Annotated in this window: 11 protein-coding genes, 1 tRNA gene and 1 pseudogene; 11 read left to right on the top strand and 2 right to left on the bottom strand. The window is 39.6% G+C overall.

Annotated features, from left to right (window positions below; translation table 11 throughout):
- Positions 1–122 precede the first annotated feature (122 nt).
- From FF105_RS01230 to FF105_RS01275, 10 genes are all read left to right on the top strand, one after another.
- On the top strand, positions 123–1,046 hold the full coding sequence (locus FF105_RS01230) for a Ppx/GppA phosphatase family protein (protein WP_010287327.1): 924 nt from the start codon (positions 123–125) through the stop codon (positions 1,044–1,046).
- On the top strand, positions 1,039–2,244 hold the full coding sequence (locus FF105_RS01235) for a hydroxymethylglutaryl-CoA reductase, degradative (RefSeq protein WP_010287329.1): 1,206 nt from the start codon (positions 1,039–1,041) through the stop codon (positions 2,242–2,244). Before FF105_RS01230 ends, FF105_RS01235 begins: the two co-directional genes overlap by 8 nt.
- Positions 2,228–3,181 (top strand): hypothetical protein, encoded by a 954-nt coding sequence (locus FF105_RS01240; protein ID WP_010287338.1) that lies wholly within the window; start codon positions 2,228–2,230, stop codon positions 3,179–3,181. Before FF105_RS01235 ends, FF105_RS01240 begins: the two co-directional genes overlap by 17 nt.
- Positions 3,182–3,184: 3 nt before the next feature.
- Positions 3,185–3,886, top strand: a complete 702-nt coding sequence (locus tag FF105_RS01245; RefSeq protein ID WP_010287340.1) for an NAD-dependent protein deacylase — start codon at positions 3,185–3,187, stop codon at positions 3,884–3,886.
- A gap of 80 nt (positions 3,887–3,966) precedes the next feature.
- A complete protein-coding gene (locus FF105_RS01250; protein ID WP_010287342.1) occupies positions 3,967–4,884 on the top strand; it encodes a cation diffusion facilitator family transporter in 918 nt (305 codons plus the stop codon).
- A gap of 359 nt (positions 4,885–5,243) precedes the next feature.
- Complete coding sequence (locus FF105_RS01255) at positions 5,244–6,647, top strand: Nramp family divalent metal transporter (RefSeq protein ID WP_010287344.1); 1,404 nt, start codon at positions 5,244–5,246, stop codon at positions 6,645–6,647.
- A 13-nt stretch (positions 6,648–6,660) separates the two neighbouring features.
- Positions 6,661–7,128 carry a universal stress protein gene (locus FF105_RS01260; RefSeq protein ID WP_010287346.1) on the top strand — a complete coding sequence of 156 codons (468 nt, stop codon included), beginning with the start codon at positions 6,661–6,663 and terminating at the stop codon, positions 7,126–7,128.
- A gap of 159 nt (positions 7,129–7,287) precedes the next feature.
- A complete protein-coding gene (locus FF105_RS01265; RefSeq protein ID WP_010287347.1) occupies positions 7,288–7,899 on the top strand; it encodes a cadmium resistance transporter in 612 nt (203 codons plus the stop codon).
- A 7-nt stretch (positions 7,900–7,906) separates the two neighbouring features.
- Positions 7,907–8,251 (top strand): ArsR/SmtB family transcription factor, encoded by a 345-nt coding sequence (locus tag FF105_RS01270; protein WP_139968369.1) that lies wholly within the window; start codon positions 7,907–7,909, stop codon positions 8,249–8,251.
- 63 nt (positions 8,252–8,314) lie between these two features.
- Positions 8,315–8,398: transfer RNA gene (locus FF105_RS01275), tRNA-Leu, on the top strand.
- Between the two features lie 188 nt (positions 8,399–8,586).
- Here FF105_RS01275 and FF105_RS01280 read toward each other — a convergent pair.
- Together FF105_RS01280 and FF105_RS01285 are read right to left on the bottom strand one after the other, a co-directional pair.
- Positions 8,587–11,031 carry a BspA family leucine-rich repeat surface protein gene (locus FF105_RS01280; RefSeq protein ID WP_415605277.1) on the bottom strand — a complete coding sequence of 815 codons (2,445 nt, stop codon included), beginning with the start codon at positions 11,029–11,031 and terminating at the stop codon, positions 8,587–8,589.
- A 684-nt stretch (positions 11,032–11,715) separates the two neighbouring features.
- Entirely contained in the window at positions 11,716–11,922 is a 207-nt protein-coding gene (locus FF105_RS01285) for a hypothetical protein (RefSeq protein WP_010287354.1), read from the bottom strand.
- A 259-nt stretch (positions 11,923–12,181) separates the two neighbouring features.
- On the opposite strand from FF105_RS01285, the pseudogene FF105_RS01290 reads away from it, so the two are divergent.
- A pseudogene (locus FF105_RS01290) lies at positions 12,182–13,817 on the top strand (peptide ABC transporter substrate-binding protein).
- Positions 13,818–13,947: the final 130 nt, after the last annotated feature.

The following is a 13,947-nucleotide window of genomic DNA, read 5'->3' on the forward strand; positions in this document are numbered from 1 at the left end:
TTTATAAATAATAGTGATTTTTTTAATATATTATTACTATTTTAAGAAGTTATCCTTGTTATCGGTTGCTATGACTAGATGTGTTACAATTAAATTATTAAAATCAAAATTAGGATAAGACTATGAGCTATTTAGCGATCGTTGACCTAGGCAGCAACTCTGCTCGAATGGTGGTCGAAGAATTACATAAAGATGGCACGTATACCGAGATTGTTCGGGAAAAGCAGGACACGCGCATTGCGCAAAATATGGGTGCGGAGCTGATTTTGCAAGAAGAACCAATGGCGAGAACCATTGGTGCATTGCGTTATTTCCAGACGCGTTATGCAAGATTTGAACCGGAAGTACGAGCGATTACCACAGCAGCCGTGAGAACAGCCAAGAATCAATCAGAATTCTTGGCACGTGTGAAATCAGCTACGGGAATCACATTTCAAGTTTTGACAGGTGACCAAGAGGCTTATTATGACTATCTAGGTGTTCAAGCAACGCTAAAAGTTGAAGCGGGTGTAATTTTAGATACCGGTGGGGCATCAGTTGAACTCATTGCTATTAATCACGCCAAAAACATGGCGGCGGTCAGTTTGCCATTTGGTGCGGTGAATTTATCCGAGCAATTCATGTTAGCCAATGATGTGATTCAGAGCAACATTGAAGTGGCTAGTGAGTACATTGTGCAATCTTATCAAAATTTACCTTGGTTATCTTCACAAAAAGGCCAGCCTGTTATTTTGTTAGGTGGCGCCAATCGTTCACTAGCACGCATGGCACGCACGCGGTCTGGCGAAGCCGAAATTAATCAAATTCATGGCTATGAGATGTCCTACGAATTGGTGATGTCGATCTTTGATGAAATTCGTTACATGACACGAGCAGACCGTGAGCAAGTGGCCGGTCTGGAGACGACACGTGCTGATATCATTATTAGTGGCCTTTTACCGCTCGTTAATTTGATGCGTTTGATTGAAGCGCCCAAAGTTATTTTCTCAGAAAGTGGGGTTCGCGAAGGCTTAATCGCGGAAACTTTATCACAAAGACATGACTAAAAAGTTTTATGAATTAACACCTGATGAACGGCTGGCGCTGTTAACGATTGATGATGATGTCCGTGCCGCTTTGTCAGAACAACAAAGTACAGTTAATGCACAACTAGTAGAAAACTATATTAGTGATTTTCGAGTACCGATTGGTGTTGTCCGTGATTTGCTGATTAATCGACAACATTATCAAGTGCCGATGGCAACTGAAGAACCCAGCGTGATTGCTGCTGCAAATAATGGTGCAAAAATGTTGTCTGCGGGCATTGATGTTCAGATTGGTCGCACAGCGATGATTGGGCAAATGATGTTTGTGACTGAAAAATCTTTAGCTGATTTTGTACAAGCCCATCGTTTAGAAATATTGGATATTGCGCGACAAGCACGACCATCAATCTATCAACGTGGTGGTGGCCTTTTAGACGTCGTTGTGCGTCAGGTATCTGAAAATGAAACAAGCGTTGACTTTATTATTGATACACAAGACGCCATGGGCGCTAATATTGTCGATACTATTTTGGAAGCTGAGTTACCACTTTTTGAATCGTTTCATCCACTGGGTGTTATTTTGTCTAATTATGCGACCCAACAGTTAGTGACTGCTACGGCAGACATTGCATTTGAACGAGTGGGGGGCGAACACGTAGCACGTCAAATTGTTGCGCTCAATCATTTTGCGCAAAGTGATCCTTATCGCGCGACGACAGAAAATAAGGGGCTTTTCAATGGCGCTAGCGCTGTAGTTTTAGCGACTGGCAATGATTGGCGTGCCGTTGAGGCGAGTGGGCATGCTTATGCCAGTCGTAACGGACAATATCAGGCACTGACAACTTGGTCCATCAAAAATAACCAATTGCATGGCGAACTGACTATGCCAATTAGCGTGGGAACAGTTGGCGGTGCGATTTCTGTCCTGCCAGCTGCTCAAAACGGCTTAGCTATACTGGGACATGTCAATGCGGATGAGCTACGTATGGTCATTGTCTCAGTTGGTTTAGCACAAAATTTAGCTGCTCTCAAGGCGATTGTGAGCGGCGGCATTCAGCAAGGACATATGCGTATGCAATACCGTGCATTAGCCATGCAAGTCGGTGCTGAAGTTGATGAAGTTAAACGCTTGGTGCCAAGATTAATGGCTGAAAAGCATGTTGCTACTGAATTAGCAACTAAAATATTAATGGAGATAAGAAATGAATCCAAAAGTTAAATCTTTACTAGATGCTGTCAACCAGCTTTATCCCGGCACAGTTATGAGTCGAGTGGGCGCTGAAAACACTGGTGCTTTGCATATTGACCGTGTTAATCAAGAAATCTTGGGACAACGTTTGTTGATTGAAATTGCGGAAGAAACAGAGAGCGATTTTTTGTTAGCTAATGAACTGTTGAAGATGTTACTAACCTTCAATGGCATAACACCACAAGTATTTTTTGCATTGACATTTAAGGATGACAAATTAGATGAACAATTAATTCAAATTGCAACGCGTATGCATCGCGTAGTTGTTCACGCGATTACTTACCGAGAATTAGCCAAAAAGCAAATGTTGACACAACAAACGGCTGATGCATATTTGGCAGGTGTTCAGTCTGAACTAACGCCAGAAAATGGTGATCTGGATGAGGAGAGTTTATGGCGTTTGCTCATGGTATTAGATGCCTTGGTATTTGCCGATAATTTAGTTGAGGCCAATGATTTTACAGCTGTTCTAGCAAATAAGTATCCGCTCGCATATACGGCTGCGCAGAAACTTTCCGAGCCAATATTAAAGGCAGATTTGAAGCAATCACGCCAAATTCGACACCAAATGGTAACATTATTTGTTGGTGTTGACGAAGTTTTAGCCAGTTGGGGAAAGCCTACTGTAAATGCAAAAGAGTATGTTACCTTAACAAGTGTTTTGTCTCAACGCCAGCTCGCATTACCAGTTAATCAGGTATTTACGATTTTCCATTCGGAAATGACAGATTTTCAGACCAAAAAGACAGCTTATGTCGGTCTAAATAAGGGGGATGAGCAAAATAGTTTTGTCATTACACCACCTGAAAACGAAGCGGATCGACCAGCTTTTTTCAAAGCATTATATGCTATGAAAGTCTCAGAATTGTTTAAAAAATTAGCATTACCTTACATCGAAAGAGTTTAAATTATGTTAGTCACACCAGAAATTCAAAAGCGCTTTGACGACGCTAATCATATTGTGTTTATGACGGGAGCGGGTGTGTCAACGCTCTCGGGCATTCCTGATTACCGTTCTAAAGGCGGAATATATGATGGTGTTGCCTTACGACCAGAGTACTTGTTGAGTGCCACGGCTTTTCAAAATGAACCAGAAAAACAATATCAATTTATGATTGATAATATGTATTTTCCTGAAGCTAAACCGAATGTTATTCATGACAAAATGGCTGCCTTGACACAAGCTAATCGAGCCAAAATTATCACGCAAAATGTTGATGACTTACATGTTAAAGCAGGTTCAAAGCCAGAAAATTTGATTCGTTTTCATGGTTCTCTCTATGATATTTATGCACCACGTGACGGCAAAAAAGCCGATTATCATGACTATTTGCAGAGCATGAAAAGAGCTGATGACGCCATTTTACGACCAAGAATTACTTTTTATGAGGAAATGCCGTTTGAGGTGGAACGTTCAGCACTTTGGGTTCGGGAAGCTGATTTGATTGTGATTGTGGGGACGAGTTTTCAGGTCTATCCATTTGCCGGACTGCTTCAATATGCTAGTCCGCAAGCAACGGTTATGTCTGTCAATTTAGAATATATTGCAACGCCATATCCTATTGATCAAATTGTGGGTGACGCGGGTGACTTTTTCGCGGCGTTATCTTAATCTTCAACAAACTTGAAATATATGAACATTTTTTCATATTAAGTGGTAGAATGAGGTTAGTATATTTCAGGGGAGACGAGATGGCACGTACAAATCAAACTTTAAAAATGAAACAAAGACCTTATGTGATTGGGATTACCTTAAATATTGTTTTTGTTTTGGCAGAATTAATTTTTGCAAAAATTGCCCATTCGACGGCACTTTTTGCTGATGCTTTTCACAATTTGAGCGATGTTTTAGCACTCATAATTGCTTGGTTAGCGGTGGTTGTTTTTGGTTTGAAAGCTACTAAACAACATACTTACGGATGGCATAATATGTCAATACTAGCCAGTATTTTTAATTCTTTACTTTTAATATTTGCCGTCGTAACTATATTTTATGAAGGTATTAGGGATTTGATTACTTCGAATGTCAGTCATGCTAGTGGGGCTACAATTATGATTGTGGCAGCTGTTGGTATTGTGATTAATTTTTCGACCGCATTCTTGTTTAGAGTTTCTGGTGTACCTGATGAGCACGGACATCAGTCACATGACCTCAATGAAAAAACAGCGTACGTTCATTTGTTAGCTGATGCAGGTGTGTCTTTGGGTGTTGTTGTGGCTGGCTTGCTCATTCAATGGACCGGTTGGGTTGCAATAGATGCCATTGTTTCGATGATTATTGGTGTGGTGATTGCAATCACATCATGGCCAATGATTAAATCAACATTTAACTTGGCTCTAAATGGTGTACCCGATGGCATTGATGAGGTAGCTATTGCCCAGTATATTGCTAACCATAACGGTGTGGCGCAGTTTCACGATTTGCATATATGGCCATTGTCAACTACCGAAACTGCCTTAACGGTTCATCTCTCGTTAAATGGCACTGCCACTGAGGGGCAAGTTATTTTAGAAGATATCACCAGTGCCCTGCGAACAACCTTTCATATTAGTCATGTCACCATTCAAATTGAAACATCTAGCTTTGACCAAACGTGCAACCAAATTTAAAATTGTGATGTTACGAAAATGTAATAATTTAATGAAAGGGATTACAAAAGTTGATTTAGAGAGAATTTTCTTTCATTTTAATCACCAAAAAGGCGAATTTTTAAAATGCGCTTTTTTTTGTTGTTGACGTTTTGTGAATAGCGTGTAATATGTAATATGTACTGGAGCGACAATAGTCGAGTTAGGTAATTTTCATAAGCTTTCAACTGCGGTGTTGAATGAAACCCTTTATGAAATTTATTTAGCACTTGTTGTATCTGTTTGGCACGCAGTAAGTTTGCCGACAAGTGAATATTCACGATATGTCAAGTCGAAATTCGTTTATTTTGTTCTGAGGAGAAATCTAAAGGAGAGATAGAATGCAAGATTCTACAAGCGTTAACCCAAAGCATCATCTAGTTGAAAATGCTGATGACACTTTGAGTTTGAGTGATGTTAACAGCTCGATTGAAGCACCGAAAGATGGTTCATTCTGGCGAAAATTATTAGCCTTTTCAGGCCCTGGTGCTCTTGTTGCCGTTGGTTATATGGATCCGGGTAACTGGGTAACTTCTGTTGGTGGTGGTGCACAGTACCGTTATGTTTTGTTATCAGTCGTATTGATTTCATCATTGATTGCCATGATGTTACAATATATGGCCGGTAAATTAGGTATTGTCAAACAAGAAGATTTGGCACAAGCAACGCGTGATCGCACTAACAAACCAGGTGGTATTGCACTTTGGATTATGACAGAGTTGGCATTAATGGCCACAGATATCGCTGAAGTTATTGGTGGCGCGATTGCCTTACACTTGTTGTTTGGTTGGTCAATGATTGCCTCTGTTCTGACGACAGCCTTTGATGTTGTTTTGCTGCTGTTACTAATGAAATTTGGTTTCCGAAAGATTGAAGCGATTGTGATGACGCTTATCATCACAATCTTGGTTATCTTTGCTTATCTCGTTGTGCTATCAAAGCCTGAATTGACAGCTTTGTTTGGTGGTTATTTGCCACAACTACAAGATTTAAGTAGTGCTTCACCTATTGGTGGTGGCGACTCTAAGTTGACACTGACTTTGGGTATTATTGGTGCTACAGTTATGCCACACAACCTTTACTTGCACTCATCAATTTCACAAACACGTAAGGTTGATCGTAATGACAAATCTGCAATTAAAGAAGCGGTTCGCTTTATGACATGGGATTCAAATATCCAATTGTCTTTGGCTTTTGTTATCAATTCATTACTTTTGATTTTGGGAGCGGCTTTGTTCTTTGGTCACGCTGATAAAGTTGGTACTTTTGGTTCAATGTATAGTGCTTTGGGTGATAAGACAATTGCTGGTGCAGTTGCTTCACCAATACTATCAACACTATTTGCGGTTGCTTTGCTAGCATCAGGTCAAAACTCAACGATTACTGGTACATTAACCGGTGAAATCATTATGGAAGGCTTCTTACACATGCGTATCCCAATGTGGTTGCGTCGTGTCGTAACACGTGGATTAGCTTTGATTCCAGTTGTTGCTTTCACATTGATTTACGGTGGTGCTGAAGATAAACTGGATCAATTGCTAGTTTATTCACAGGTCTTCTTGTCAGTTGCTTTGCCATTTGCTATGGCACCATTAATTTTATTCACATCATCGAAAAAGATTATGGGTAAAGAATTTGCTAACCCAATGTGGATGACAGTTTTGGGATGGATTACATTCGCTGTCTTAACAGTTTTGAATATTCAATTGGTTGTTCAAATTATTGGTCAACTATTTGGTGCCTAAGAGGAGAGATATCATGAGTGAATTAAACTTAAACATCGAACCAATGCAATTTAAAAACATCTTAGTTGGTGTTGATGAATCACAGCAAGGCTACTTTGCTTTAGCTAATGCGATTCATCAGGCTAGTGAAGACGGATCAAAGTTGACAATTGCCACAGTTTTAGAAATGGGTGATTTGTCAACAATCGACGCACTACACCTTGATTTTATTAAAGAAAAACGTGCCGAGTTTGAAGCTAATTTGGAAAAATATCGTGCGTATGCTGTCTCAAAAGGGGCCGTTAACGTTGAAACGATTTTTGCGGATGGCGCTAAGGCAGGCGAGGTACTTGTGCAGGATATTGCACCACGTGTTGGCGCTGACTTGATTATTGTTGGTGCACATTCGCGTGAAGGTTTCTGGGGATCGCTAGGTTCACAAGCCGCTTACGTTGCTCGCCATGCAAAGATTTCATCAATGGTCGCACGTCACGATAGTTAAACACATAACTGCTAATTGATTAAAACGATTATTTCAAACAGTGTAAACGCTGTTGAAAATGGTTGATATCAAGCGGCAGTTATTTTTTGGTCTATACATGAAAAATATTTCATGTTATAATTTATATGAATATAAATTCATATAAAGGAAATTGAAGGCATGTTACAAACATTGATGACGGCGGCACTATCATATATTGGGACGACAACTGATTATTTTATTATTTTGCTATTTATTTTTGGACAATATCGTCAACCAGCACAAGTACGATCAGTCGTTTTCGGCGCTTACCTTGGTAACGCAGTGTTAGTGATGATTTCGGTAGTTATTGCTCTAGGACTCAAACAAGTGCCTGAAGAATGGCTATTAGGCTTGTTGGGTATTTTGCCAATTATTATTGGTATCAAAAATTATTATTCCGACTCAGATGAGGTGGCTGAAGTTGCGGATAATTTACGCCAATCCGGTAAAAAACAACTAATTCTCAAAATGGTGGGAATTACGATAGCAACATGTGGTGCTGATAACATTGTGCTGTATGTGCCATATTTTACAATGATTAATTTAACGTTGTTACCAATAATTTTTGTAATCTTTATTGTGATTTTATCGTTGGCTTTATTGCTTGCTTATAGAGTGACACAAATGCCGATTATTTACCGACTATTAGAACGCTTTGGTGATAAAGTACAGCTGATTATCTATGTTGCACTCGGTATTTATGTCATGTTTGCAGCTGGTACATTACAACATTTATTTACCCTGTTATAATAGGGGTATGAAAAAAGATGTCATTATTGAACTAGAAACCATTTTTAAATTATTGGGCAATCGTCAGCGATTAACAATTTTGGAGCTTTTGCGTGAACGCGCTTACAGTGTTTCGGAAATTATCGCGATTTTGGATATGGAACAATCGGCTGTTTCTCATCAGTTGAAACTCTTGCGTGAAGCACAATTAGTGCAAACCAAACGTCAAGGGCGTGAAATTCTATATTGCTTGAGCGATTCTCATGTTTTGACGCTTTTAGACAATGCCTTGAATCACGTTTCGCACGTTCTGAAAAAAGAAACACACGAAGAATTTTTGGCTGAAGAAAGAGAAAAAAATAAAAAGGGTTGACAGGGTAGCGATATCTTGGTATTCTAGTGTAGTTGTTTGAAATCAGACAACCACGCAGCATATGCCGCTGTGGCGGAATTGGCAGACGCGCTGGACTCAAAATCCAGTGGTGGCAACACCGTGTGGGTTCGACTCCCACCGGCGGCATAATTAAGGTAATAATGAGTGAAATTAAGTGAAACGCTTGGTATCACTCTTTTTTATTGGCTACACCAGCAATGTTTGCTGAATTTAAAAACATTTTGTTCAGTCTGCTTATCGACTTTTACAAGTTTCTAAAATTAAAACCTAACAAAAAAAGACATCGAATTAATTGATTCGATGTCTTTTTTTGATTACGGCGTCTCGCTCAATGTCCAAGTTAATTCTGATTGTAACTGTTTGCCTAATAATATAGTGTCAATCACCGCGTTAGGATTTAGCCAAATGCTAAATGCGTTAGTGGTATTGTGATTAAACAAAATACTCTTTTGACTGGTTGTCGAATTACCCGACCAGAAGTCAACGCTATCGGTTAAACTATTGTCACCATATTGAATACTCAAATCATTCTTTGAAATCGTTGCTGATTGACCAGATGTAGTCCAATCACTTGTTTGTACCACAGACACTTTGTACGGTATCCCGCTTTCCAAGTTGATGAGATTAACTGTGCCGGTTGCCATATTAGTTGCCAACGGTTTGTTGCCATTACGGAAATTCCCAGCCCCAAGTGGACCAAAAGTAAGGTTAGCAACGCCATCAAAAGTGGGCGCTTGCGCCCAAACATAGGTAACGGGTTCTAATCGATCAGCGTACATTTCCGTTGTGGTAACCATGTCTCCGGTTGGGTGATGGTCCGTTCCGGTACCAACAATTTGCCAAGACGCGCTTGTGGTTTTGTAGTTTTGTCCGTTATCTGTAATCGTTGTACCAATAGATGGTGCTGTCACAAAAGTAGAAATCTTGGTAAACTTAATATTCTCACTCAACGTGATTTTCCAGAGATCAGCAGTCCCAGTAAACGTGACGTCGAAATTGCGAACATCACTAAGCGTATTCCAACCCGAAAGGTTCAAGGTTCTTATTTTTGAGTTATTAAACATGCTACTAAAATCTGTAACTTTAGTTACATCCCAGTTACTAAGATCTAAGTCAGTTAATGCAGTAAGTCGAAACATATCAGATAAATCCGTGACATTGGTAGTCTTAAAATTAGTCAGAATTAAAGTAGTTAGAGCAGTAGAATTTGAAAACATACAACGCATGGTAACAGCCGACGCTGTGCGATCAACGCCCCAATTAGATAAATCCAAGGTCTTTAAGCTCGAAGTTACACAAAACATGTAAATAAAATTTGTGACTTTAGTTACATCCCAACTACTTAAGTTCAAACTTTCGAGACCCGTACCATAAAACATATACTCCATATTGCTAGCATTTGTTGTTTTAAAATTAGTCAGGTTTAAAGTAGTTAATGTTTCCGTGCCATAAAACATATACCTCATGTTGACAGTGGTTGCCGTACGACTACTTCCCCAATCTGTTAAGTTTAATTCCTTTAAATTTTTAGCGTTATTAAACATAAAAGAAAATGATGTCACTTTGGTAACGTTCCACATGTGAAGATCTAAAAATTCTAGCTGAGTTGCACTAAACATTGACGACATATCAGTAACATTTGCTGTTGAAAAATCTGAAAGGTTTAACTCAGTCAATGCAAGCGTTTGAGAAAACATGCTGGCCATGCTGGTAGAGGTTGATGAATCATTGTTCCGCCAGTTTGACAAGTTCAAAGCCGTTAACTTTGCCTGGTAAAACATATTAGCAAAAGTACTAACTTTTGCGACATCCCAAGTGTGTAAATCTAATTTATTTAATCTAGTACATTGAAACATGTAAGACATATTCGTAACATTATTAGTCTTAAAATTTGTCAAATTTAAAGTAGCTAGCTCACTTATCGCACCAATTGATACAGCAAACATATAAGACATGCTAACAGTTGTTGCTGTACGATTGTTACCCCAATTCGACAAATTCAAAGTGGTTAACGCTGTATCATTATAAAACATATAACTGAAATTTGTTACCTTTGTGACGTCCCAGTCACTGAGATCAAGACTGGTCAAGGCACTCGCTTGACAAAACATATAACTCATACCCGTGACATTAGTCGTCTTAAAGTTCGTTAAATTTAAATTGGTTAAGGCAGAAGTACCTCTAAACATGGACATCATACTAACTGAGGGTACTGTGCGCCCAACGCCCCAATTGGTAAGATTCAAACTTGCTAGCTTTGTTGCTTGATAAAACATGCTATCGAAACCTGCCACTTTTGTGACGTCCCAGTCACTGAGATCAAGGCTGGCTAAAGGTGTGTTGTAGAACATAAAACTCATAGATGTGACATTGGTCGTCTTAAAGTTAGTTAAATCTAAATTGGTTAAGGCACTCGTACCGTAAAACATGTACGCCATATTAGCTGAGTCTGCCGTACGGTTGCTACCCCAATTAGATACATTCAAACTCGCTAATTCAACAGCTTGAGCAAACATATACCCAAACGTAGTAACTTTATCAACATTCCAACTACTCAAGTCCAAATTAGTGACACCACTCTCATAAAACATATTAGACATATCCGTCACATTACTAGTATTCAACGAACTTAAATCAGGATTGGTAAGCGCTTTAGTATTGTAAAACCAATATGCCATTGAAGTGACGTTGCTCGTATCAAAATTTTGCAAATCAATCAACTCACTGAGTTGCACTAGATTAGCGAATAAATTAGTCATTGATACTGGTGCTATCACGTTGCCTTCAAATTGAATGCTTTTAACCGCGGTCGAGGCAATATTGGCATTTGCTAAATTAGTGTTAATTCTCTGACTTAAGGTACCCTCCCCAAAAACCAACAAACCAGTATCCGAATCAAATGTCCAAGTACTAGTGCCGTTCGTGTTTGTCGTTATTGCTCGTGGTGCCTTGCCAGACGAAGCTGGTTTGCTATCCGCTTTCGCCACCGCTGGCTGTTCGACTTGTGGGTCTGCTTCTGCTGGCTGTTCAGGTTCCACTTCAGCTACTTCAGGCGTCTCCGTTTCATCAGGTTCAGTCTCTGCTGGCTGATCGTCACCCGTATCACCAGTAGCGACGCGCTGAATCAATTCTTGCAAGTCAGAGCGACCGTCATTTGGTAGACGTAGCTTTTTATCCGTTTTGACGTCATCAGCTGTCATCACTTCGGCAGCTGTCACGGCCTGTATTGGACCTGTAACGGTTAGCAATGCAATTAATATTGGTAAGTAGAATTGTTTGTTCAAACGCATGATTTTTCTCCATTAGTAGCCTAGACCCTCATTCTACTAGGGGGGGTGGAAGACCAGACGAATTTTTAGTGAACAAATTGTGAACATTCAAAAAAGGATTATTACTGTTACTTGTTGACACAGTAATAATCCTTTAATTGATTTGACTTAAGATTATGCCCAACCGTTTTCTTGAAAATCAGACAAAATACGTGCTTGTTCTTTAATCCGATTGTCACGTGGTAGTGCACGTGCATGAGATGAATCACGCCATAAATGGTGGACACGATCTGATACATTGACCAATTGCGTATCGCCAGTCGCAATAATATATGCGGATTGCTTCCAATCTGTTTCTAAAATATATTCTATACCAATCATAATTTTTCCTCGCTAAAATAGCTATATATATTGATTTGTTTATCTTATTAGCCCTTAGTATAAGACAATATTTTCATTCTGTCTATGTTATTACATAAAATATATATAATATTCCTGAAAATTGGTACATATCTTTCATCAATGTTTATTCATTAGACTAACCGTGAAAAAAAGTGCCTAATTATTGCATTTATACAGCCGATTAGTCTTTGATGTGGTAAAATGAGTAAATACGGTAGAATATAGTGAGGATATTTTAATGAAAACGTGGCAAAAACTAACAATTGGTGGTGTAGTCGTTGTGGCTGTTGCCGGTGGCACTCGTGCAGCTGGCTTGTGGGGGGGGTTCTGGCACTAGCAGTGATAAAACACTACACTTTTCGTTGCCGACACCTTTGAATGGGTTGGATTCGGCAACAATTACTGATGAATATTCAATGGATGTCGTTGGTAATGCTGGTGAAGGTTTACTTCGCGCTGACAAGAATGGGAAGCCGCAGTTGGCTCTTGCCAAATCAATTAAATCGTCGACTGATGGCAAAACTTGGACGATTACCTTGCGCAATGGGCTCAAATGGTCTGATGGCAGTAAGTTAACGGCAAAAGACGTCGTTTATGCTTGGCAACGTGCCAATGACCAAAAAACGGCATCAGAATACGCTTATTTGTATAGCGGAATTAAAAATGCTGACGCGATCCAAGCGGGTAAGGCTGATAAAAGTACTTTGGGTATTAAAGCCAATGGTAATACCTTAACGGTGTCACTGGAAAAGCCGATGCCGCAATTTAAAAGTTTGTTGACGTTCCCAACTTTCTTCCCACAAAAGCAAAGCTTTGTTGAAAAATATGGTAAAAAGTACGGGACAACCGCTAGCAAGACGCTTTACAATGGACCTTACGTATTTAAGGGTTGGAACGGAACAAACAATAAGTTTAAGTTAGTTAAGAATAAGTATTACTGGGATGCAAAAGCTGTTAAGACACCTGAAATTGATTTGCAAGTGATTCAAAAAGCTGAAGTCGCTGTGCAAATGTATAAGACAGGTAAGCTGGACTCTGCATTGGTTAATACGCCACAATTATCAGAGGCAAATAAGAATAATAAGGGATATCGCATCACGCCGCAAGCAACGACTGTATTTTTGGCTTATAACCAGTCCGGAAATGTCAAGGCGTTGAATAATACGAAGATTCGTCAAGCATTGAATTTAGTGACGAACCGTTCAGAGTTAAATTCACAAGTATTGTCAGGTACGTCAACACCAGCCACATCATTTACACCTAAAGGATTGAGCTCGGTAAATGGGACTGATTTTGCGACTTATGCTAAACAAGACTACAAGTACAATAAAGAAAAAGCGCAACAACTATTCCAAGAAGGACTAAAAGAGTTGGGTGAAAAATCAATTACCCTCGAAATTGAAGCCGATACAGATCGTGTTGCCAACGCGAAAGATGTGGTCAATTATTTGCAAGGTCAATGGAGTAAGAATTTGCCCGGCTTAAAAGTGACCGAAAAGTTTGTGCCATTCAAGCAACGTTTGCAAGATGGCTCGAATGCTAATTTCCAAATCATGTTGACACAGTGGGGTGCTGATTATGCCGAACCAACGACATTCTTAGATTTGGCTTCGACTGGCAATGCTAATAACTACAACCACAACTCAAACGCTGATTACGATGCATTATGGAACAAAGCAAAGGGTGTTGATGCCACAAATGATACTAAACGCGCGGCTGACGAAAAGGGATTGGAAAAGATTATCAATCAGCAAGCCATTTTGAATCCGCTATATTATCAAGCACAACCAGAATTGGTTAATCCTGATGTTACGGGATTCTATCACCATGCTGTCGGCGTTCCTTTGGATTTCAAACTCGCAGCACGTAAATAATTATCTGTAAAAGCACTTCAATCGGGGTGCTTTTTTATTTGGTGAATGTCACGTCGAAGGCAATAAAAAACCACGAAGCAGAATCTAAATCAAACTTGCTTCGTGGTTGCTGCAATCGAATCGACCGCTT

It is taken from the genome of Leuconostoc sp. UCMA20149, from assembly GCF_030400235.1.
Taxonomy (GTDB): domain Bacteria; phylum Bacillota; class Bacilli; order Lactobacillales; family Lactobacillaceae; genus Leuconostoc; species Leuconostoc pseudomesenteroides.